The organism is Micromonospora sp. NBC_00821 (assembly GCF_036347035.1).
Taxonomy (GTDB): Bacteria; Actinomycetota; Actinomycetes; order Mycobacteriales; family Micromonosporaceae; genus Micromonospora; species Micromonospora hortensis.
This window is the reverse complement of sequence record NZ_CP108880.1, coordinates 2,253,361-2,275,153: the sequence shown is the minus strand read 5'-3', so window position 1 is coordinate 2,275,153 and position 21,793 is coordinate 2,253,361. Positions and strand designations below refer to the sequence as shown.

Sequence of the window (21,793 nt, the reverse complement as noted above, 5' to 3'; positions counted from 1 at the left end):
GTGGGTCGCGGAGCGGAATGGGTAAGATTCCTACCCCTGGATCACGTGAGAAGCCCGACCTTGATCGCAAGGTCACGGGCATCGTCACGAGTGGAACGTGGGCCGTCGAGCAGGTCCAAGGTGATCTGGCGGGCGTACCCGTTGAAGCGGATCGTCTCCGGGGCCGACTCGTACGCCTGCCGGAGGGTCATCACGGCCGCTTCCTTGTCGTCCTTGCCGTAGTGCGCCCGCGCGACCTCGATGAGATGGCGTGCCCGGCGCGGCCTCGACGGAATCGCCGCGGGGTCATGACGGCGTGCCTGCCGCACCGCCTCACCGGACTTCTGCAACTCCACCGCAACGGTCACCGCATGTGCGCCCATGATGATCCGCGAGAACGATGTCTGCGGCTGATAGAAGCCCTGCGGCAGGCGCTGCGCCACCTGATCCGCGCGGTCCCAGTACCGCCAGGCGTGGCCTTCCTCACCAGCACGGGCGGCGGTGTAGGCAGCCTCGAAGTTCAACGCACCCCAAAGCGCCAGCAGGTTCGTGTTCCCGTCGGCCGTACGCGGCTCCAGCGCCGACAGAAGGTCCAGGGTCACCGCCATCGCGGTGTCCCAGTCACCGGAATCCCGATGCACCTGGCACAGGAACCACCCCGCGCACGCCACCGCCTCCGGGTCGCCGGACTCCTGTGCCGCCACCATCGCTCGGTCCGCGACCCGCCACAACAACTCAGCGGCGGGTTGGTAGGCAAGGAACATCTGCGTCAGCCCAAACGTCTCGGCCAACAGGGCCTGAGCCTGCCGACGCTCATCACCCTCGTACGCCAACGCGGCGCGCTGCACGTCGCGCAACAGCCCCGGCAACAACCCGCCGAGCACCGTACGGTGATCCGACGCTTGGTGGCGTGCCCGCCATGCCGCCGCGAGCCGCTCCCTCAGGCTCGTCAGCGACTCCGGGGAAGTCTCGTCGGAGATTGCGAAGCGGTTCACGGCGTCCCGGACCGACGCCAGCGCCGGGTGCTCCGGCCCGTTGACCACAGCGGACCGGGCGCTCAACTCCCCGACCAAGGCAGACACCTCGACCTTGAGGGCACGCGCGATGCGATCGAGCATGTGAATGCGCGGCGGCAGGATGCGATCGGTCTCCACTGCCTTGACCCACTCGGCGCTGCGCCCCACCAACCCCCCGCGCACCGCACGGGTCTTCCCGGACCGCTCCCGGTAGACCTTCAACCGCTGCCCGAAAGTCAACTCCGGCAAGGAATCCATCCCGGACCTCCTCGTAGCGCGGAACGCGTCGTCGGCGCCCAGGCCGCCGTGCCACCCAACGCTACCGGCCTGGCTGCCGCCTTAGAACCCCTCACACGCCGGGCGCCGCCTTCCACGCCGACGCCCAGGTCCCTGGGACCCTCGCTCGTGAGTTCTCGGCGCTCCGTCCATGCGCGTCCGCGTTGCTGTCGACGGCACTGCGTGACCCACAGACCCTCCGCGCTCCCACTTCCGCCGCCATTCGACGCGACCTCGATGCGCCACAGCCGGGACATCCCCTCGCTGGACGTACAACACCTCGTCCTCAACCCACCAGACGTCGCCGGCACGAAGCAAGACTGGATCATCGTCACCGCACTGCCCGACGTCGATTCCCGATCCCGGAACGTCTCTCAGGTCGAACGCGGTCATCGACTCACCACGGCCCGCTGCGCCTGCCGTCGGCCAAACCGACCAGAGGGCCCACGAGCTAGGTCCAATGCGGCGTAGTTAGCGGTTGTGGCGGGACGTCAAGCGGGCGTGTCGATGCATATGGAACAACGGAAGCGGGGTTGTCCTCACAAGACACCCTTCGAGCTGACGCAGGTCGTGCCGTTCGAGATGGTTGATGACGTCCTCGCCACGACCGGCACGACACAGACCCGGATCCGGGACCTGCCGTCACGAGTCGTGGTCTACCTGCTGCTGGCCGCCGGCCTGTTCGCCGAGTCCGGCTACCGCAAGGTCTGGGCCAGACTCGTCTCCGGCCTCGGCGGTCCCGCCGTGGCCGCTCGGACGTCATCGGCTCTGGCCCAGGCCCGCCGCCGGATCGACGTCAAGCCGTTGGCCGCCCTGTTCACCCTCATCGCTGGCCCTGCCGCCGCAGCCGAACGGTGGCGGGGATCCGGCGCTGCGGGTAGATTCGGAACATGTCTTCCACATCTGTCACAGATGTCGAAGGGCTGCGCGCGCTGGCCCATCCCGCGCGGCTCCGGATCCTGGATCTGCTCCGCGTCCACGACCGGCTGACCGCCTCGGAATGCGCGGCGCAGCTCAATCTCTCTCCCAAGTCCTGCTCGTATCACTTGCACGTGCTCGCCAAACAGGGCCTGGTGGAGCAGGGCTCTCCACTTGCCGAAGACAACCGGCAGCGACCCTGGCAACGCCGTTTCGACGAGGTACGGACGCCCCTGCCAGGAAAGACCGGCGGCGCGGACTCCGACAGCGCCCGCACGGACGCGATCGGCGCCGCGGCCCGGCACGACCTCAGGCTCTTCCTCAGCTTCCTGGCGTCACCGCAGGCAGGGAGCGACGACTGGGCATCGAGTACCACCGTGTACACCCGGACCGCCCTCATGACACCCGCCGAACTCAAAGCCTGGGGCGAGGCGGTCGAAGAAATCACCCGCGACCACGTGGAGAAGGCGGGCCGGACCCGCCGCGACGGACGCGGCCCGGTCCGGCTGGCCGTGCGCGGCTTCGCTCAGACCGCACCAGGGACGGAGACTGCCGAATGACCGGTAACGAGACGACGGGCCTGCGCCGCTACGCCGGAGTGGTCGCGAACCGGCAGATTCTGGCGGCCCTGATCGGCGCACTCGTCGCACGGCTAGCCCAGACGATGTCGCCGCTGCTCATCCTGCTGCTGGCCAACCAGCGGTACGGCGGGTTCGCCATTGCGGGCGCGGCCGCCGCCACCTACGGGCTCTGCGCGAGCCTGAGCGGGCCGCTGATCGCCCGGCTGGCCGAGCGCTACGGCAACCTCGTCCTACTGATCGCCGGGATCCTGAGCAGCACCGGCCTGTTAGTCATCGTCCTGCCGTGGCAGTCGTGGAACTTCTGGGCCGGTGTCGTGCTGGCCGGTGCGGCGATCCCGCCGCTGAGCGCAACGCTCCGAGCCACGATCGCGACTACCATCGAGGACCCGCAGGAACGCATCGCCGCGTACGGCCTGGACACCGTGGGCACTGAAGTGCTGTTCGTACTGGGGCCTGCCCTCGTCGGGCTGGTCGTGGCCTTGAGCAGCCCGACGGCTGCCCTGGCCGGAACCGCGCTGCTCCCGGTTGCCGGTGCCACCACCCTGCTGCTCCAGCAGCGTCGCGTCCCGTCGCCGGAGTCGTCGCCGGACGCGCCGGAGCAGGCTGCGGACCGCCGGATGCTGATCCGGCTTTCCCCGTGGCTGGGCGTGGCGGCGGTCCAGATGGCCGCGATCGGTCTTGTGGAGGTCGCGCTGATCGCGGTCGCGGTCACGTTCAGCTCCTCGGCCGCCAGCGGGGCAGTGCTCGCGACGTGGGCGGCGGGCAGTGTCGTGGGTGGATTGTGGTACGGGGCGCGGTCCTGGCGCGCACCGGTGCGCCGGCAGGTACGGCTGCTGCTGCTCGGCAGCGCTGTCGGGTTCGCCCTGCTGCTCGCCGCCCGGTCCGCTCCGGCCCTGTACCCGCTGGCGTTCCTCGCCGGCGTGTTCATCACCCCGGCGGCGGCGGCCCTGCTGACCGATCTGAGCGAGAACCTGACGGGCGGGCATCGGCTGACCGCGTTCGCTTGGCTGGCGTCCGCGAACGGGCTGGCCGGATCCTTGGCCTACGCCGCGGGCGGAGTGCTGGTCACCGGCGCTGGGCCGTGGGCGACGATCGCCGTCGCCGCCACCCTTCCCGCGCTCGCGGCACTACTGTTCCGTAGCCGCGGTACAGGTCCCGGCATTCCACAGTGGACCCCCCAGAGTCAAGGACCACCGCCAGTTGATCGAGCCGGTCAGCGACACCTCGAGGGCCAACTCGACTCGGAGAAACATGGCGGGGCGCCGACTGGTGAAGGACCGGACCGACAATCTGGCCAGTCGGTTCTTCGCTGAGGCCGTCGCGCTCATCGACGTGGCGTGGTCGGCGGTCGCCGCCAACGACCTGCGCCTCCCGCAGGCTATCGGAGACCGGTCGATGCTCGACCCGCAACAGCGGCTCGAGTTCGTCGCGGTGCATCTCGTACGGCTTGGACCGCATGGCTTCGAAGAACGACTCACCTGGTTCGAACAGGCTCTCGCCACGGAACAGGGTGGCCTGGTCAGAGACGGTCCGCTCCGCATCTTGGAATGCGAAGCGGACCGCCTGCACAGCTAGGGATACGGCGGTTACACCATTCCGCCGCTAGGCCCTGTTTCCAAGGTTTGTTGGCGCGGTCGCGTCTGGGAGCTGGCGTTAGTCTGGGGTGTGGCTGATGATCGCGTTCGTGGGCTGGTGGCAGCGATTGCCGACGGGGTGACGGCTACCGGGGAGCAGTTGCAGGGTTTGACGCAGTCCGAGATCGACGAGATTGAACATGATCAGGCGGTGCCGCTCGTCCAGAGCTACCGGCGGTTCTTGGAGTTGGTGGGGCGCGGCGCCGGGCACTTTTTGCAGGGCAGTGATGTTTTCTACCCGTCGGTGCTGGGTTTGGGTCAGGCCGCTCGTGAGTTGTTGGAGGAGAACCGGGTCCCGTTCGTGTGGACCTCCGAGGATCGGGTGATCCTGATGCATCAGGGCTACCAGTTCGACTTCCTTCGGGGTGCGGGCCCGAATCCCGAGGTCTGGTCCTACAGCGAAGGCACGACAGTTGGCGTGCCGGTCATCAGCTACTCCTGCTTCACCGACTGGCTGCAGGCGCAGGTCGAGCAGCAGACCCAGGCATGGGCTCGACTCGTACCCCGGTACGAAGCCGAAAAGGCGAAGCCGCCAGGAGAGCGACGACTGTTCTTCGGTCGGGTGAACTCGGATGGCAGCATCACCGAAGGGCTGTAGTCCGCTGTTCAAAGCCATTCGTTGATGGCCACGATGTGGAGTGTGGCCAGGTACCGGACGGCGAGCTTGTCGTACCTGGTGGCCACAGCCCGGTGCCGTTTGAGTCTGTTGATGCCGCACTCGACCGCGTGGCGCCGTTTGTAGATCTCCGGTTCGGAGGTTGGTGGCCGGCCCTTGGACCCCCTCTTCCGCCGGTTGTCCGCCTGATCGACCTTGATCGGGATGGTGGCTGGGATGCCACGGCGGCGTAGGTGCTCGCGGTTTCCACCGGCGACCACGCTGAGGTCGCTTCGACGGTGACTGGACCAGCCGGACAGATCTTCGTCAAGGCGGCCTCCGGCGAGTTGAGCGTTCGGTCGCTGCGCTACGAACTGGCGGTAACCCGGGCCATCAACCGGCACCCGCCCGCAGTTCTGTGGCACTTCGAATCCGATGGCTGGCTGGTGGTGGGGACCGAGCATCTTGCCGGTCCCCACCCCGACCTGTCTCCCGGCAGCGCGGATCTCAATCTGCTCCTAGCCGCAGTGAAAGCACTTCAGGAGATGCCGGCGCCCGGCGAGACGTGGTTCACCCCGGCAGCCCGGCTCGGGTTCGCGCACCCGGCGATGGACGGCGGGACACTTATCCATTCGGACCTCAAGAACGCAACGAAGTGGGCGGCCAAGTCCCGGCAGAACACCGAGCGCTGGGTACGCGACCTCGCAATGTGGACCGGCGAGTGGGCGTATCGCCGACCGACGGCCAACAGTCAGCCCGTGAGCCACAGCGCGGGGGCACCCTCTCGTGAGGTGGGCGCCAGCCAGCAAGCCCTCTCGGGGACCGCAAATCAGGTCGCTCAGCCGGGCAGGTCCATGGCCTTCCGAACCGAGAACCAGCCGCGCCGCTCCCAATCTGCTCCCAATGTAAGCCGCACATACCGCAAAGCCCGTTACCGATGACTCCGGTAACGGGCTTCTGACCTGCGCAAACTGAGAGTGGGCGATGCTGGTATCGAACCAGCGACCTCTTCGGTGTGAAACAGGACGCCGCACCGACTCTGACCTGCGGGAACGTAGAGCCGCAGGCAGGGGTGGGTGCAGTTGAGCGCCGTTCGACGCCGTTGGGCGCAGTTCAAGGCCGTTCAGGGCACCCCGCTGCTCCCAACCTGCTCCCCCAAACCGGGCCCGCGCCGGGCCGCCGACCGCCGACCGACCGTGAAATGCCGGCCCAGTACCCATGCTTGGCGCCAGCGCTGGCTCCCGCAAGCCGCATCGGTCGACAAGGAAGCACGTCCACGATCGCCGCGCCTTGTCAGCGGCTACTTGTTTCATTGACCTGCGACCGTGGCCCGGCCAGGCTTCGGTCGAGGCGCCCGGGCTGTCGCTCTCATTGCGGCTGCCCACGCTGGTCGTGTGGCTCTCATTTGGCCTGCGCGGTCCGGGCGCCGCCCCAGGGCGGGGAGAGGCTCAAGAGGGGTTTGCTCGGCTCGAAGTAGCGTTGCCCTCCCGGCTCGACAACCCAAGCGGATCGAGCATCGGAGGACGCGGTGAGTGGCATGTCAGATCGTGTGGTCATCGGGATGGACCCGCACAAGCGCTCCGCCACGATCGAGGTCATGACCAGCGACGAGACTATCGTCGGCGGCGGCCGGTTCGACACCGACCGCGACGGCTACACGGCGATGACAAAGTACGCCAAGCAGTGGCCGAACCGGGTCTGGGCGATCGAGGGCTGCCAGGGCATCGGCCGGCACATCGCCAACCGGCTGCTCGCCGACGGCGAGCAGGTCGTTGACGTCCCGCCGAAGCTGTCCGCCAGGGCGCGGGTGTTCGCCACCGGCCAAGGCCGCAAGACTGATGCCACCGACGCCCACTCCATCGCGCTGGTCGGCACCCGCATGGCCGGGCTGCGCCCGGCGGTCAACGACGAACAGCTCGCCCTGCTGCGGATCCTGATCGACAGGCGTCGTTCCCTCGGTGTCGACCACACCCGAATAGTCTCCCAGCTGCACCAACTGCTGCTGGAACTGATTCCCGGTGGGGCGAAGAAGAGCCTGTCCGCCGCCCAGGCCAAGGCACTGCTGGCCAAGGTCCGACCCCGCGACACGGTCGGCAAAGCCCGACGCCGCGTCGCCGCGGAGCTGATCAGCGACCTCGAACGGGTCTACCAACGCACCAAGGACGCCGACAAGGAACTGAAAGAACTGGTCGCCTCCACCGGCACCACCCTCATGGACCTGCACGGCATCGGACCATCCGGCGCCGCCCGGCTCCTGGTCGAGGTCGGAGACATCACCCGGTTCCCGAACCGGGCCCACTTCGCCTCCTGGAACGGCACCGCCCCCATCGACGCATCCTCCGCCGAGCAGGTGCGACACCGGCTCTCCCGCGCCGGAAACCGGCAGATCAACCGAGTGCTGCACATCATGGCCACCGTCCAGCTCCGCAACCCCACCGAAGGACGCGCCTACTTCGACCGCAAGAAAGCCTCCGGCAAGACGTCAATGGAAGCGTTGCGCGCGCTGAAACGACGCCTGTCCGACATCGTCTACCGGTGCATGATCAACGACGCCGTGGCCGCCACGGCAGCGGGCCCGGGAGGACAACGGGGAACGACCACTGACTCCAGCGTGACCAGCTCGCATCCCCAAGCCGGCTCTTCGGAGAAGTCACTTCCCGGACCCGCCAAGACCCAGCTTAGAACTCCGCTCCCAGCGTTGTCTTGACACAGAGGGGAGCCAAATGCGGTTCGATTCCGGCCGTACGGCAGGATTGACGTCCTGTCCTCACGTGACCTCGATCAGGACTAGGTGCCGGTGGCCTGCCGCAGGAGTTCGATCATGAGCCGGTCCTGCGGCTTCAGCGCCCCCGGGCTCTTGTAGTCTGCCTCGCGGAACAGCAATTGCCGCTGACCGTTGCCGACCTCCCGATCGAGCATCCGCCGCAACGACCGCTCCACCCGGGCATGAACGTCATCCGCCGGCCGGTCGGCCAACAGTGACAGGGCACGGTGCAGGGCGGCCTCAGCGTCAGGCACGTACAGGTAGTCCGGGCCGCTCGGCAGGCGCTGCCGAGTCAGGTCCACGCCGAAGCGAAACGCCGTATCGACCAAGTCAGCACCAGAGAAATCATTACCGTGAAACTCGTTGGACTCCCGCAACGCAAGCGCCCGATACCCCGGAGGTTCCACCCGCCCCTGCCTCGCCAAAAACGCCAGATCGCTGGCGAACCGCTCCGCGGAGCCGGGCGGCGGAGCGCCCCGGAAGGTCGTCGACCTGATCCGTCCGGTGAAGACGCAGTCGACAAGCTCCAAATAGCTCGCCGTCAGATCACGGATCTCCGTGTCGCGGAAGGTGCAACCGACGAACCGGGAGTAGCCAGCCCCTCCGGTCAGCAGCGCACCATCGAAGGAACACTCGACGTACTGCGACAACTCCATGCCCGCGCCGAGCGCCACGTCTTGGAACCGCAATCCGTCGAAGCGGCACCGCTCGAAACGGGCACCGACGCCGACGAGCCCAGTCAATCCCTGCCGGGAAAAGTCGACCCCAACAATCTCCTCGTGCTCGACGATCAACCGGTTACCCTGCTCACCAGCCACGATCTGCCCTTACCGCTCGCGGCTCGTCCGGGACGCTGATCGCCACGCCGCCGGTCGCAGTGCAGCAGGCGCCGACGTTGCGGGACGCCGTACTGGCGGCGCTGCCTGGCGGAATGTCTTCGGCGCAGGTGCGCGACGCTGCGTACGCGAACGCTCCTTGAGCCGAGCAGCATGCCAGATCGGCGCGCCTCTTAGGGTAGATAAGCTGCGGATCATGACTCAGGTGGCGGTGAAGAGTACTGAGCGGTCCGCCGCCGCGGCCCGGTCGTAGAACGTCTGAACATCAACGAAGTTGTTCCAGGTGTACTCAAAATCTTCGTCGTCCTGGGCACCGTCGTAGTCGCGACCATCGATCGAATCGAAGCGGCGGCGTAGCCAGGTTCGGTCAACAGTTCGCAGTGCCTCGGCCACATCCCTCACCTCGGCGGCACTGACGTACACGACGTACCAGTCAACGTGTAGGTGCCGGCCACCGAGCACCGCGTGGGACCACGGATACACGCCGCCGTCTGGGTCGAGAGTGCCATCGCTCAGGCAGCGATGGATCGCGTCCCAGGCTTTGTCGGTGTCAACCGTCAAAGCGTCGTCTTCCCGAGACTCCTCTAGCTCCTCAAGGAACTCGCCCACCTTGTCGTCGTCCGCCGCTAGCAGCAAGCGCTCCTGCTCGGATGTAATGGCGAAGTGCACCCCTAACATGCCGGCGATCGTACGGGCGTGCACTGGACGCTGCGGGACGACTATGCCCGGCGATCCGGATGCAACCGCCTAGAGAGCGGTCACGTGGCGTAGGAAGGTGCACGACTTTCGGCATGAGCGGACACCGCCCCGGCCGCTGCAGAGAACGCCAACGCTGGCTCCTACGGGCACGCCGAAGAGGTCGCCACAGAACATGCGTTGGCTGTTCCACCGCCGGGTGGTGGTGTGGCAGGGTGACCGGATGATCGACAGCCGTGAGGCGTTGGAGGCTGTGGTCCGGCACGCCATGGAGCTTGAGGACGATTACGACGACATCGCGCCGACGGTCACGACACTGGCCGCATCCGGGGACACCACCTTGGTACCCCGGCTGCAGGAGGTACTGGACCGGTTCCTCGACGAGGGGAACTTCTACGGCCGGGACCTGATTGCCGGTGTCTTGGCTGGCATCGAGGGCGTGGCGGCGCTGCCGGTACTGCTACGCGCTTCGGCGCGCGACCTCGGGGACGACCAGGACAGCCTCCAGGCCGAGATCATCCAGCTGCTGCACGCAGACCGTTCGGCCAGCCGGCGTGTGGTCCGTGATTTCGCCATGGGTGATACGCCGGAGCTGCGCTGTGTGGGGCTGTGGGCGCTCGGGTTCGTGGTCGACGCACAGGATGTCGAGCTGCTCGCCGCGGCCGTGACCGACTCCGACCCGGAGATCAGGTCCATGGCGGTCGGCTCGATCCCTGACCCAGCCGGCGACGACTGGGCATTCGGCGCGCTCGTTCTGGCGTTGCGTGACCTGAACGAGCAGGTCCGGGTATCGGCCGCGAGCAGGCTTGGCTACACCCGCCGGGCTGAGGCGGTCGCACCGCTCGCTGCCCTCGCCGCCGACCCGACACCGCGAGTACGGTCCATGGTCGCCTACGCACTCGGACGACTCGGAAGTCACGAGGCGACCCCGGCCCTGCAACGGCTCCTCCACGACCCCGATCGGCACGTCCGCGAAAACGCTGCGGAAGCCCTCGGCTCAGTCGGAGGGCCAGCGGCGGTCGATACGCTACTGGCGCTGGCTGCCGACCAAGACCCACAACTGCGAGTCCAAGCCGCCAAAGCGCTGGCGAAGGCGGCTGACTCGGATCCCCGCGTGGCGCCGCAACTCACGATGCTGGCACGAGACGGCGAGGCCGCAGTACCAGCGGCGACCCTCAGCGGACTCGCCAGCGCCGAAGGCGGGCCATCACTCCGGGGGCGACTCCTGGTCGAATTGGCGGACGACCCAGATCCAATGGTCCGTCAGCGCGTCGCGGTCGTGGCACGACACCTCGCGCCCGACGCTGCCCCGGACATCCTCCACCGGTATACCCGCGACCCCGACCAGACCCTGCGCCAACTCGCCGCAACCGAACTGGGCCGACTAGCCAACCCCACCGCTCGCTGACCCGGCAGCCCACAGTCAGCAATCTGCTGGCGAGACTGTCGGGCGCCGCGGTTCCGGCCGCCCTGGTCGCGCTCGGCGCGTCGATGCACCGCACGGCGCCGTCGCGGGCCGAGCCGGCCAAGCCGGCCGAGCTGGCCGAGCTGGCCGAGCTGGCCGTGATCACCGCGCTGAAGCTCGTCGCACAGCCGGTCATCGCGTACGCGGCCGGGCTGGCCTTGCACCTATCCGCGCCGCAGTTGCTCGCCGTGGTGGTGTGCGCGGGCCTGCCGACAGCGCAGAACACGTTCATCTTCGGCCAGGAGTACGGGGTCGGCGAGGCGGTGGCCAACCGGGCGGTCGTGGTGACCACGACGCTGTCGCTGGCCACCCTGGCCGCGGCCGCGGCGCTGCTCGGGTAGGTCCATCAGCCGACTCGTCCAGCAATATGGTCAGTCACGCCGACCATGGCGCTGGCCGGCCAGGTCTGCAGCCACGATCATCGCCTGATGATTCGGCGGGCGATCTCGATGCCGCACTGGCCGTGGGAGTGTACGGACGGCTAATGCGCCATGTCGGCGGCAGATGTTCGCATCAGGTTGCGTGTTACTAGAAGCCGCGGAAGATGCCTTCGCCGTTCGCATTGTCGGCAAAATCTTCCCAGTCCATGTTCGAAATCGTGAGGTTGTTCTGAACCGACCACATCTCGGACGGCAGGACTCGGAACGTGGCACCGTACTGCGGCCCTTTGCCCTGGTCCTCTAGATCTTCCACGTAGTCGTAGAGGTTGACTACCAGGATCGGCCGATCAGGGTGGGTCAGCGCCTTCGTGTCGACGAGGAAGGCAACGGCATGATTGAAATCCGCAGGTACCACCTCCAGGAGCTGCGGCGGCGTGATCCCCTCGAACGCACGATCATCGACGAATGCAACGAGAGCGGTGAACCCGTCTTCTGTCTGCGGTTCAACGATCGCCGCCTGAATCGCTGCCCATTCCTGCGGATGGGCAAAATCGGTACGGATGACAAGGGAAACGTCGGAACTCTGGTGCCACATGCGCTCATCCACGCACGGGAGGATAGGCCACCGGCAGCATCGAACGCACTCTCATCGACATGAGCGGACGTCGCCCAAGTGACGGCCGGAAACCCCATGGCTGACATCTTCGGACCGCCGAAGAGGTAACCGTTCAGGAAGCCCTGCTCAGAGGTTCGCCAGTGGGATCTGGGTCTCAGCTCGCGGGATCCGTACCGACGCCACCGCAGGCACAGTCAGAGCCGTGCATCGATGCGGGCTGGCCTCGTGATCGGTGTCGGCAGGCGTCAGTTCAACAGCCAGCACCAACCAGTCGGAGTGCTGGAGGGTTGACCTCTTCGGTATCCACTGGGAGGTCAACCCCTCCGGAGCGCACCAGCTCTGCTGCTCAGCGGCCTGGCCAGGGCACAGCGGGGTGACCTCTTCGCTACGGTGACCACTTCGCCGAGCTGCACCCAATCTGCTCCCAACGCAAGGCCCAACCACCACACCAGGTCGCTACCGCCTTGACCTGCGCACACTCCCCCATCAGGGGAGATAGAGAATCGTTGAAGTCCGTCCAATGGCGTTGAGTACTCCGCAGTGAACCAGGACGCGGCACCAACTCTGACCTGCAGAAACGAGAAGGCGCAGGTGGGGGCAGGTGCCGTTGAGCGCCGTTGTGCGCTATTCGATGCAGTTCAACGCCGTTCAGCGCACCCAACTGCTCCCAACCCGCTCCCCCGATCGCGACCGCACATGGACCGGGCCTGCCTTTCGCTGAACTTGTGACGGCTGTCGATGATAGTGATGATCTGCGCCATGCCTGCGGGATTCCTGACGAAGGTCCCTCCTCGGCTGTGCAACCTGGTTGTCGACATGGTTGGGTCGCCCGCTGGTTCGGTCCGGATGCGGGCGCGGTTCCGCCCTCGACGGGGAGTTTTCCGGTGAACCGGCGCCGCCGACCAGGAGACATCGTCGCCGCGAACTCATCCTCGGCCAGGTTCCAGATTTAGGCCCGCGAACGCGGTAACAAGATCACGCTGCTCATTCGTTGGCAGGGCTTGCAAGTGGGCGAGCTTGTTTCGCGCCTGCCACAGGAGGTACACCGCATCGCGCAAGGCGGGCCGGTTCCGGCCGGACAGCGCTTTTACCGCCACGAAGAGCGGACCCACTTCAAGTACGTCGGACGCGCCGCCGATCACGGACTGCACTGCCGTCTTCCCGCGTGCCCGGAGCAGGTCCGCAGCGACCGCCTGGCGGCGCGTCTCAATCCAGGGCAGCAGGACTCGGGCCTGGGCAGCCCAGATGGCGTGCCGGACTGCCTTCGCCCGGTCGGTGGCTGACCGGATGGCTGGCATGCACTCGTCGTGCCAGAGGTCTACGGCGCCGTTATCCCAGTAATCGACCAGGTCACCCGTGGGTCGTCGCCCGGAGTTGCGCGCTAGCCGGCCGGGCGGGAATTTCGCGACGGCCGGCGCAGCGGCCTCGTCGATCAGTGCTGGCAGCAAGTCGGGGTCCCCGTCCCAGCCGTCGGCAAGAGCAGTGGCCAGACGTATGTCCCACCGGCAGACCTCGATCAGCGTCTCCAGGCGCACGTCTCGCAGGACACCGGGCTCGGACCGTGCCTCTATCGTCTGCTGGATCTGCGCCGCGACGTCCCACCTAGTCAGGCGTCCCCACCACCAGAGAGGCTCAAACGTCACGTCGGTGTGATCGGCACCGAGACGCGGTAGAGCGTCGCGGGTACAGATCAGCAGTAGGCGCGGTCGGTAGTCTGCAGGACGAGGCCTGGACTCGGTCACCAGACGGGTGACGGTGGCGGCAACCTCGTGGCGGAGCTTAGGGTGTAGCGGAGTGCAGTCGAGGACGGCCGTTTTACCCGCAGCCTCGCCATGGTCAAGCAACTGGGATGTGCTGAGCGGGCTCTCGTTGACGTCCAGGGCCTGGGCCAGCCAGGCCAGCGGCTCGCTGTCCTCCTCGTCCGTGGTAACCCGTCGCGGATCCTCGTTGGCCGCCCACAGCGCGGTGGTCAGGGAACTGGTCAGCCCGGACACGAAGTCCTTGTCATCACCGAGGACTGCTGGAAGCACCACTGCGGTGTGGCGGCCGCGTTTCACTTCCCGCACGGCTTCGGCGACCAAGCGTGACGGTCCGGGCAGTCGCCAGATGTCGTCGTCCATCGACTACGTGCCGCAGCTGAGTAGAGCGGCTGCGACGATTCGGTCTAGCAGCCAGCCCTTGCCTTCGGCGTCCTGCTCGGCGATGTCCAGGTCGAGCATGCGGTTGAGCAAGTGGTCGGCGTCCTTGTTCCAGATAGCCTCCAGGTCGCCGTGGGTCACCGGCTCCACGGCGATCCGATGGGTGACTGGGTCGATGGTGGCGCAGTACTGGGCCCACAGCATTGCCTCGTCGAGGTGCTCGGTGAGGCCGGCGCCGGACAGGAACGTCGCAGCGCGCTTGTCAGTACTGAAGGGGACAGTGAGGCTGTCCAGTACGTCCTCGGTTGATCGCCCCCTCGAAACCAAGAAGACGGCGTTCTCGACGAGGCCCGGCCAGCCGGACGTCAACTCATGCAGTCGGCGCCGCTCCTGCGGGTTGTCGAAAGGGAAGTCATGCCAGGCCCGCAAGCCCTCGGCCGACCAACGGCGCAAGTTCAGTCGCAGCACATCACCCGAGACCTCGGGATCCTCTACCGGGAGCGTGTAGTCGGCCGAGTTCACGACCATGATGGCACGGACGGTGCGTAGCGCGGCGACCGCCCGGAGCGCCCGCGCGTACTCTGCCTCGAACTGTTGGCGCCGTCCCGGTGGACACTCCACCAGAAGGAAGCGATGTCGTCCTCGGCTGCTGCCAGTGAGGTGCCGCGGTACGTCTGCAAGTGTCACTCTCTCGAAGTTCAGGTGCTCCCGCGATGCGGCACTCATGGTGAGGGCCTCCACCACCCGGTCGATGCCTAGCGCGGGCGAGCCGATCACCAGGGCAGTGGAGTACCGGGCACCCGTTCGCAAGACGCGCGAGGCGCTCCCGCTGTCGTGGTTACGCTCACCGATCAGGTCGGCGATGTCTGCGTCGGTCAGCGGAGAGCGCAGCGGACCGGACCCGCGGGCAGCGTTCGTCATCGCCGCGCGGCTCATCGTGGGGTTGTACTCGTAGGGCAACTCGAAATGCGTGGATGCCTCGCGCAGCTCTTGGTCGAGTGCGCTCTGCGTACCCAGCATGGGGGCCACGTTCGGCGAGCGCATGCCGTACGACTCGCCGCTGCGGCGCAGCACCCCCAGCCCGACCATCTCGTCGAGATAGCGGATGAATTCCTTCCGAGTGAGGACGTCGCTGGAGAACGCTTCCGGCCAGTATGTTTCGCAGTACTCGCGCAGGTCCTCGGGGTTGAACCGGGCACCGGCCGGCGACTCGTTGCCGAGCAGCGCGACCACGATGGCGATGACCCGGTACCGGTTGTCCAGGTTGATGGTCCAACGGAAGCGCTGCTCGATCAGGTTGCGGACGTCTCGGTTGGTGTACACCGCGTCGATGTCTTCGCTGGTGATGGTTACACGGCCGCCGGACGACGACAGCGGACGTTCGCGCAGGTGGTTAACCAGAGCCTCACAGAAGATCTGCACCAGGCTGGCCTGGTAGTTGGTGAACGCGGCGACCCGCCAGACAAGCTCGTTGCGCTCGAACTCGTACCCGATCGCCCGCAGCGGCTCCGCGACCAGCTTGCGCACCTCGGCCGCGCGCAGCGGTCCGATGAGGATGTCGGTGCCGCCGTGCGCCACCGGGGTATTGGCCGAGTCGTGAAACCGTTGTACCTGGTGCAGACCGGCGAACACTGGCTTGAATCGGCGGCCGGAGGACTCCATCAGGTTTTTCAACCGCTGGAGGGTCTGGAAGCGGGCCCCGGAGTCGGAGTCCTTTGGGGCGAAGTCGGCGGTCAGGAATAGGTCGGCCTCGTCCAGCAGCAACAGCAGCTGGTTAGCCTCGTGCTTGTCCAGCCAACGTTTAATGCCATCGGCAACGACCTGCGGGCCGGCGTTGGCAGCCATCCCGGACGGCAGCACCTCCAGCGCCTTGAGGTGGCGGTTGAGTAGGGCCCACAGCTCTTTGGGCTCGTGTGACTCGCCGATACCTTCCGACTTGAGGTCAAGGTAGAGGGCCACTCGGCGGCCGGTGGACGCTCGGCCGGTGGTTTCGGTGAAGAGTTTCTCTACCCGGCGCAGCAGTGCCGACTTGCCCAGCTGCCGGCCGCCGTAGACGAACATTGAGCCGGTGGGCGACTCCACCTCTGCCCTTTCGCGGTCACGTCCGACGAAGACCTCGTCAGGTACGTCACCGCCAGCGAAGGGCGTGTATGGGTTGATCGAGCTGAATGGCAGCGCGATCCGCTGGGTGAGTCGGAAGTCTGGCTCCTCCCGGGAGGCCAGCCAACCAACCACCGCCTCGTCGACTAGCAGCACGGTACCGCTGGTGTCGCGGCCCGGGCTGCTCAAGTTCCGCAGCTGAAGCCGCTGCTGGGCAGGTAGGGTGCCGAAGTACAAGATGATGTTGGGGCCGGTGCGGAGCCGGTCCGGGATCAGACCTAGCAGACGACCGGGCGTCGCCCGCTCCCACATGATCGCGACGTTGTAGCGGCCGTTGGCCTGCGTGCCGAACTGCGGCACGTACGAGCGGCCTGCCAGCTTCGCGCGTACCTGAAAGAGCGCGGACCGGGTGCGCGGCGCGTCAGAAAGAGTGTTGAGGTAGCTACCCTCGGCTGGAACCAAGCCCAGCATACGGAGCACGTCGCCGATCAGGCGGCGAAGGTGGGGAGTCTGGGTGTTAGCGATCTTGAGCTGGCGCAGCGTACGCCACGAGGCGATACCGTCCCGGATGATCTCCGACATCGGGTCGCCGGTGCCTAGCTTGCGCTGAAGCTGGGCGATGACGTCGTCCGTCGGATCGCCGACCGCTGCGGTCGCCTCTGTGGCCATCTCGACGACCCGGGGAAAGAACGCCGTGAAGTCGTCGTCGGTCGGCTCGGCGTCATCCTCCGGCAGCTGCTGGCCTGCGGCCAGCAGGGTGAGGAACTCCTCAGCGGTGACCTCATCGCCGTTGTCCAGCAAGTTGGTGATACGGGTTGCGTCGATAGGCGACTGGGAGACGTCGCTGATGCGCTCGCGCAGTTCCTCCCGGTACTCCGTGAGCTTCGACCGGGCCTCCTGGAGCACCGCGTCGAGACGCCCCATGGTCAGATCGAAACGGTCGACGAGTGTTGCGCGCAGCCCTTCGAGGTCCTCCTCAAGTCGGTGCGCGGTCTCGTCCCGGCCCACCGACCGCAGCTTGGCGATCGCCGACTCCACCGAGGCCACAGCCCTGCTGTGCCGCTGCCTCAGATCCCGCCGGGCCTGCTGGCAGGCCTGCCGCAGATCGTTCGGCTCGGTTCCGCTGGCTTCGTCGAGCAGTCGGAGGGCCAGAGCTACGTTTCCCCGCTTGAGATGGCCACGCACCGCCTCGGCAAGGGTTCTTCCGGCCAGTGCGCCCCGCAGTTGCTGCAGCGTCATCTGCTCGTCTGGGCGGCCGTCCTCGTCCCGGTCCACCTCGTACACGAGCCGGGCGGCGTGCTGTTCGAGGGATTCGACCGTTTGCACACCGACCGGGGCGGGTTCCGAGGCGATCCAGAGGGCAAGCTGATGCAGTGCCGCTGAGCCGACCGTGCGAATCTCCGCTGGCTGCCGGTACTGCCTTGAGGCCCGCCGCAGCGCATCAATTTGAAGGAACTCCATCGAGCGGTCGGGCTGCCGGATCGCCGCGTACAGGCCCATGGCTTGCTCGATGAAATCGCGGACCTCGTCGATCGACGCCTCTAGCCGGGTCCGGGCGTTCGCCACGATCTCGTTGCGAAGCTGCGATTTGGTGCTGACGCGGGCATCAGCTTTGTCGATCAGGCCGCGCACCTTTGACCGATCGTGCAGCTGGGCGGCAAGCCGTTGGAGTTGCTTGATCCGCTCGTCCGGGCTGCCGTTCGTCGGCAGGCCGGCGTCGGCGAGCTGCACGACTTGGGTAAGGGCAATGCCCAGCTCGTTGCCGTCCTTCACCAGGTCGTGCAGGATCCGTGTGGCCCGGTGCATCTTGATGTTGCGGAGTAACAACGACTGCCGCAGCTGCTCTGCTGCGGCGGCGAGACCCGACCACTGCTCCAGCATCTGCGGGAAGCTGGCATCATCGCCAGCAAGCCGCCGCTGTCCGCGGTGGACGGCCGGGACCGCGGTCACCACAAGCTCGTGGGACGGCTCGGACTCCATGCTGGCCCTGTCCACCAGCTGCTGCAGTCCCAGTGGGGAGTAGCCGGTGGTCAGCCCGAAGCGCAGGCACGCCGCGAGCAGCACTCGGGCCTCGTCCACGCTTGCGGTGTTGACTTCCTCCTCGTCCGGGGCGAACCCGGCCTGCTTTGCCGCCAGGTCGGCCGGGTCACAGCTCATCGCGGCCGCAAAGAAGTGCAGAGCCTGCCGCCGCACCTTCGATTCGCCCGCTGCCCGGGTGAGCAGCCAGGCCAGCCCGTACTCCTCCTCGAGCAACAGATTGACGATTGGCGGCGGTTCACCCTCATCCCAGGGTGACGCCGACACATCGGCCCCCATGGCTTTGAGCCCGACCAGGTGGTTGGGGGGCTCGGCCATGGCTTCGGCGGGCTCAGAAACCTCAACTACGGCTTCGGCATCGGCCTGTTCCGGGCCTACCTGCTGGGCTGGCTCTGGAGCGAAAGGCTCCTTGAGCTCCTCGATGAATGCCGGATCCATCGGCTCATCCGGCACGATCCCATCGACTTCCTCAGGCAAAAGGTCGGCCGGCACCTCGCTGGGCCCGTCGTCCGTGCCAGGGGTGTGGGATGCCGGAGGCTTCTCGACGTCCAGCTTCGCCAGAATCTTGTCGGCTTGGTCGTAAAGGCCGAGTTCGCGCAGCTTGGCCGCAGCCTCTGTCAAGACGCGCCGGCCCTCATCCTGCTTGCGGCGCTCCTCCTCGGCTTGCCGGACGCGCTCCTCCGCCTCATGGAGCGCCTCTTGCCGTTCCGCGAGCACAGCTGCCGCCTCGGCCAACGATTCCGGCTCCTTCCCGAGCAGCTCACCGATGGAGCTGATGACCTCATCCGCGCGCCGAAACCAGCCCGTGAGGTCGGTAAGCGAGTCCGCTGTCGGCCTTACCGAGTCGATGGTGTCCGCTTCCTCCCGCAGAGCCCGCGCCACCTCGGCGCCCTCGGCCCGGATCTCGGCCACCACAGTCACGAGATCGTCGAGCTCTTTAACGGGATCGGGCAAGGCGGTATCAGGCGGGCCAAGGTTGGGAGCGCTCGGATCGGACGGGTTGATATCCGGCACGAAATCGACCTCGCCCGTCAAGCGTGCCACGATCTCGTCCCAGCGATCATCGAGGAACTCGCCGCCCGACACGCCGCCATCGGCCACTGCGGCGAGGAAGATCACGGCTACCGCGTATGGTTCATGCTGGCGGAGGTGACCGACCAAGGCATCCATGCCTTCGTCAGAAGAAGTCACTCGGCCCCTACGCAGATCCTCCGGGAAACGGTCCTCGACATCCCGCAGAAGGGGCACAAGCCACGCTCGCAGGCGCGTGGTGTCGGCACGCATTGCCTCCGATCGGAGGGACCGCAATGCGCGGGGCCGTCCCCCCATTAGTTCCGCAGCCGTGACCCGTACCAGCGGTGCGACGGCCTGAGCGAGGGACGGGCTGGCCGCGAGAAGCTCACGGAGATCGTGATTATTCAAACCGGTGAAGGCCATTTTCAAGCGCGGCATGTTGCGTTTCCTTCAGACACCACTCGGGTTTCACTGGCCGTGGGGCAGTGAGGACTGAGGCGTTGGACGCTATCCGAGGCCGTGGAATGACACCAGCGGCCGAAGGGGTGGAACCCGCCATGCCGGCGGCCTTCCGCTGATCAGTCATCCATCGACGTTCCGCCGCCTAGTCCTGGCCCGCCTCGATGGACATCCGAGACCAGGAGCCGAGAGGTCTCAGGAGGATGTCCAACGGCGCCGTTGCTTTGAGTGATCGGCTGCCGTGTTGAACCATCTCGGTCCGAAGTCAGGTCGCCTGGGCGAGTTCGGTGAACGCAGCGGCGACCCGCCGAGCGGGCGGGGCGTCGACGGCGAGTTCGTACTGTCCCAGTGCAGGTTCGGCACGGACGCGTGTCCATCGATGATCACCCTGCGCTGCCTTGTCCGTTCGCAGACCCGTGCATCGACTTCAGCCGGTGTTCCAACTGGCTGAGATGAGCCTCGATTTGATTGTTGGCGTACTGCTCGACGTCGTGCCACGCATGCGGAATCAGCTCGTCGGGGACGCCGGGATAGCCGCAGCGGCGGCGGTGACTACCTCGGCGGGTGTCACCTTCAACGTTGACAGCGCCCATTGGAAGAACCGCCGGGCCACGCCGACGTCCCGGCGGGCCGAGATGAGCACGTCGATGAGCTGCCCATCCTGGTCGACCGCCCGGTAAACGTACCGCCACACCCGTTGACCTTGACGTACGTCTCACCGGCGTGCCCTCTGTCGCCTGGTGAGCGCCCACAGAAGCGGGCGGTGTGAACTATTCGGATGCGCCGAAGAGGTTTCCAGCCCGAAGGGCCTGGTCAGGGCACCGCACGTGGGATCGGTGTCTCGAATGACGGAACCGCGGCGGACTCCAGCAAGCTCGCCCGCAACACTCCACATCGATCTGCAGCACGCCTACAAGCATGGCCTAAGCGAACCGAGACGCCGGCCGGCGTCAACCATCCCGGGAGCAGCAACGCCTGACCACTTCGCCCGCTACCGGGAGGTCATACGGCACCGCTCGACCGCATCCCCACAGGTCAAAGCCCTCGTCGCTGTCCGGCGCCGATGAGCACTTCGGGCGCGGTGACCCCTTCGCCAACCTGCACCCAATCTGCTCCCATCTGCAAGGCCAGGCCAACCAACGGCTCCTTACCGCCTTAACCTGCGCACGCCGCCCTGCCAGGTGGCATAGCACCTCGTCGATCGCTAGGCAAAAGCGCGGAGCACTCCGCGGGAAACAGGACGCTGCACCGACCCTGACCTGCGGGAACGTGGAACCGCAGGCAGGGGTGGGTGCAGTTGAGCACCTTTTCGACGCCGTTGGGTGCAGTTCGAGGCCGTTCTGGGCATGCTGTTGCTCCCCACCTGCTCCCCCATTTGCAGTTCGCGCCGGCCCGTGGAACACCGATGCTATGGCCCCACGTATAAAGCACGTGTTGCCCAGGTTGGTGTCTCATCGCGGAAGCAGACGGCGGTATCGTGCCCTGCCAATAACAAGGCGCTTCCGCAACGGGAGGCGATCAGACTTGTCGGGAGGACTTGTTCGTGAGCATGGAGCTGATCGGGCGCCGACTGTCGGCCGAGGAACTGCGGGCCGTCTTGGATGATCCGACGACGGTCAGTTTGCTGCTCTTCGGCGACCTCGACGATGAAAACGTAGAGATGCCCGATCCCGAACTGGATCTGCACAAGTCCTGGCACGCCCTGTACTACCTGCTGGCCGGAACCGCCGGGAGGTCGGACGACCCAGCCGCTGCGGCCGTCCTCGGCGGCGAGGACATCGGCGAGGAGGGCGGTTACGGGCCGCCACGCCTCCTCGATGTGGAAACGGTCCGCGTCGTAGCCGCCGCGCTCGACATGCTGGACGTCGACACGTTGCGCGTCCGCTTCGACCCAGACGCCCTGGCGGCCGCGGACATATACCCGGGTGGGTGGGTTCGCGGCGTCGACGACTTCGACAGCTTCCTCGCACCGGCCTTCGCCGACCTCTGCCGCTTCTACCGCTCAGCCGCTGCCCAGGACCAGGCGATACTTCTTGCCATCGTCTGACATTGCCACTCGGACGCACGACCCGCAGGCATCCTCTACGGCCCCCGCGGCGGAGACGGTGAGGTAGAGAGGAACGACTGACGCTCAACAGTGCAGCAATCCCGAGACGCTCTCGAACTGCCCGCATAGTCGTCAACCAGACTGCAGCGCGCCTACGGCCAGCACGCTCTCTCAACGGCTATGAGCGCGAACAAGATCAAACGGCTAGTACTCGGTTCAGCGGGCTGTTTGCTCTCGGGCCC

The 21,793-nt window shown here is 66.7% G+C and carries 17 protein-coding genes and 1 pseudogene; 10 read left to right on the top strand and 8 right to left on the bottom strand.

Features of this window, described 5'->3' with window-relative positions; translation table 11 throughout:
• Nucleotides 1-41: 41 nt before the first annotated feature.
• Nucleotides 42-1,253: a helix-turn-helix transcriptional regulator gene (locus OHB44_RS10430; RefSeq protein ID WP_330440619.1), complete on the bottom strand. Its 1,212-nt coding sequence runs from the start codon at nt 1,251-1,253 to the stop codon at nt 42-44.
• 525 nt (nt 1,254-1,778) lie between these two features.
• On the opposite strand from OHB44_RS10430, the gene OHB44_RS10425 reads away from it, so the two are divergent.
• The 5 genes from OHB44_RS10425 to OHB44_RS10405 all read left to right on the top strand — a co-directional run bounded on the left by OHB44_RS10425 (nt 1,779) and on the right by OHB44_RS10405 (nt 5,002).
• A complete protein-coding gene (locus tag OHB44_RS10425; protein ID WP_330440618.1) occupies nt 1,779-2,261 on the top strand; it encodes a transposase domain-containing protein in 483 nt (160 codons plus the stop codon).
• A complete protein-coding gene (locus OHB44_RS10420) occupies nt 2,162-2,749 on the top strand; it encodes a winged helix-turn-helix domain-containing protein (RefSeq protein WP_330440617.1) in 588 nt (195 codons plus the stop codon). Before OHB44_RS10425 ends, OHB44_RS10420 begins: the two co-directional genes overlap by 100 nt.
• Nucleotides 2,746-4,083 (top strand): MFS transporter, encoded by a 1,338-nt coding sequence (locus tag OHB44_RS10415; RefSeq protein ID WP_330440615.1) that lies wholly within the window; start codon nt 2,746-2,748, stop codon nt 4,081-4,083. Before OHB44_RS10420 ends, OHB44_RS10415 begins: the two co-directional genes overlap by 4 nt.
• Nucleotides 4,040-4,345, top strand: coding sequence for a hypothetical protein (locus OHB44_RS10410; RefSeq protein WP_330440614.1), 306 nt, complete (start codon nt 4,040-4,042; stop codon nt 4,343-4,345). Before OHB44_RS10415 ends, OHB44_RS10410 begins: the two co-directional genes overlap by 44 nt.
• A gap of 90 nt (nt 4,346-4,435) precedes the next feature.
• Entirely contained in the window at nt 4,436-5,002 is a 567-nt protein-coding gene (locus OHB44_RS10405) for an SMI1/KNR4 family protein (RefSeq protein ID WP_330440613.1), read from the top strand.
• An 8-nt stretch (nt 5,003-5,010) separates the two neighbouring features.
• On the opposite strand, the pseudogene OHB44_RS10400 reads toward OHB44_RS10405, so the two are convergent.
• Nucleotides 5,011-5,271 (bottom strand): annotated as a pseudogene (locus tag OHB44_RS10400) (IS5 family transposase); the annotation flags it as partial.
• On the opposite strand from OHB44_RS10400, the gene OHB44_RS10395 reads away from it, so the two are divergent.
• On the top strand, nt 5,254-5,940 hold the full coding sequence (locus tag OHB44_RS10395; protein ID WP_330440610.1) for a hypothetical protein: 687 nt from the start codon (nt 5,254-5,256) through the stop codon (nt 5,938-5,940). The pseudogene OHB44_RS10400 and the gene OHB44_RS10395 sit on opposite strands and share 18 nt — an antisense overlap.
• A 596-nt stretch (nt 5,941-6,536) precedes the next feature.
• Nucleotides 6,537-7,706 (top strand): IS110 family transposase, encoded by a 1,170-nt coding sequence (locus OHB44_RS10390; RefSeq protein ID WP_330440609.1) that lies wholly within the window; start codon nt 6,537-6,539, stop codon nt 7,704-7,706.
• A gap of 80 nt (nt 7,707-7,786) precedes the next feature.
• On the opposite strand, the gene OHB44_RS10385 is transcribed toward OHB44_RS10390, so the two are convergent.
• Nucleotides 7,787-8,581, bottom strand: a complete 795-nt coding sequence (locus OHB44_RS10385; RefSeq protein WP_330440608.1) for a hypothetical protein — start codon at nt 8,579-8,581, stop codon at nt 7,787-7,789.
• A 219-nt stretch (nt 8,582-8,800) separates the two neighbouring features.
• Nucleotides 8,801-9,277 (bottom strand): YfbM family protein, encoded by a 477-nt coding sequence (locus OHB44_RS10380; RefSeq protein ID WP_330440607.1) that lies wholly within the window; start codon nt 9,275-9,277, stop codon nt 8,801-8,803.
• Nucleotides 9,278-9,518: 241 nt separating this feature from the next.
• On the opposite strand from OHB44_RS10380, the gene OHB44_RS10375 reads away from it, so the two are divergent.
• Both OHB44_RS10375 and OHB44_RS10370 read left to right on the top strand, forming a co-directional pair.
• Complete coding sequence (locus OHB44_RS10375; protein ID WP_330440606.1) at nt 9,519-10,703, top strand: HEAT repeat domain-containing protein; 1,185 nt, start codon at nt 9,519-9,521, stop codon at nt 10,701-10,703.
• Nucleotides 10,700-11,101, top strand: coding sequence for an AEC family transporter (locus OHB44_RS10370; RefSeq protein WP_330441215.1), 402 nt, complete (start codon nt 10,700-10,702; stop codon nt 11,099-11,101). The genes OHB44_RS10375 and OHB44_RS10370 overlap by 4 nt, the downstream gene beginning before the upstream one ends.
• A 187-nt stretch (nt 11,102-11,288) precedes the next feature.
• On the opposite strand, the gene OHB44_RS10365 is transcribed toward OHB44_RS10370, so the two are convergent.
• From OHB44_RS10365 to OHB44_RS10350, 4 genes are all read right to left on the bottom strand, one after another.
• Nucleotides 11,289-11,747 carry a DUF6924 domain-containing protein gene (locus tag OHB44_RS10365; RefSeq protein ID WP_330440605.1) on the bottom strand — a complete coding sequence of 153 codons (459 nt, stop codon included), beginning with the start codon at nt 11,745-11,747 and terminating at the stop codon, nt 11,289-11,291.
• 935 nt (nt 11,748-12,682) lie between these two features.
• On the bottom strand, nt 12,683-13,876 hold the full coding sequence (locus OHB44_RS10360; RefSeq protein WP_330440604.1) for a hypothetical protein: 1,194 nt from the start codon (nt 13,874-13,876) through the stop codon (nt 12,683-12,685).
• Between the two features lie 3 nt (nt 13,877-13,879).
• Nucleotides 13,880-19,150, bottom strand: coding sequence for a hypothetical protein (locus OHB44_RS10355; RefSeq protein ID WP_330440603.1), 5,271 nt, complete (start codon nt 19,148-19,150; stop codon nt 13,880-13,882).
• Between the two features lie 862 nt (nt 19,151-20,012).
• Complete coding sequence (locus OHB44_RS10350) at nt 20,013-20,198, bottom strand: DDE-type integrase/transposase/recombinase (protein WP_330440602.1); 186 nt, start codon at nt 20,196-20,198, stop codon at nt 20,013-20,015.
• 855 nt (nt 20,199-21,053) lie between these two features.
• Here OHB44_RS10350 and OHB44_RS10345 point away from each other — a divergent pair.
• The gene (locus OHB44_RS10345) at nt 21,054-21,551 is read left to right on the top strand and encodes a YfbM family protein (RefSeq protein ID WP_330441214.1); all 498 of its coding nucleotides are present in this window, start codon (nt 21,054-21,056) and stop codon (nt 21,549-21,551) included.
• The last annotated feature ends 242 nt before the right edge of the window (nt 21,552-21,793 follow it).

What these genes read in the sequence shown, in the direction of transcription:
- OHB44_RS10380 (WP_330440607.1), bottom strand. Translation starts at nt 9,277, where the DNA reads ATGTTAGGGGTGCACTTCGCCATTACATCCGAGCAGGAGCGCTTGCTG.
- OHB44_RS10415 (WP_330440615.1), top strand. Translation starts at nt 2,746, where the DNA reads ATGACCGGTAACGAGACGACGGGCCTGCGCCGCTACGCCGGAGTGGTC.
- OHB44_RS10430 (WP_330440619.1), bottom strand. Translation starts at nt 1,253, where the DNA reads ATGGATTCCTTGCCGGAGTTGACTTTCGGGCAGCGGTTGAAGGTCTAC.
- OHB44_RS10360 (WP_330440604.1), bottom strand. Translation starts at nt 13,876, where the DNA reads ATGGACGACGACATCTGGCGACTGCCCGGACCGTCACGCTTGGTCGCC.
- OHB44_RS10390 (WP_330440609.1), top strand. Translation starts at nt 6,537, where the DNA reads ATGTCAGATCGTGTGGTCATCGGGATGGACCCGCACAAGCGCTCCGCC.
- OHB44_RS10425 (WP_330440618.1), top strand. Translation starts at nt 1,779, where the DNA reads ATGCATATGGAACAACGGAAGCGGGGTTGTCCTCACAAGACACCCTTC.
- OHB44_RS10420 (WP_330440617.1), top strand. Translation starts at nt 2,162, where the DNA reads ATGTCTTCCACATCTGTCACAGATGTCGAAGGGCTGCGCGCGCTGGCC.
- OHB44_RS10375 (WP_330440606.1), top strand. Translation starts at nt 9,519, where the DNA reads ATGATCGACAGCCGTGAGGCGTTGGAGGCTGTGGTCCGGCACGCCATG.
- OHB44_RS10345 (WP_330441214.1), top strand. Translation starts at nt 21,054, where the DNA reads ATGGAGCTGATCGGGCGCCGACTGTCGGCCGAGGAACTGCGGGCCGTC.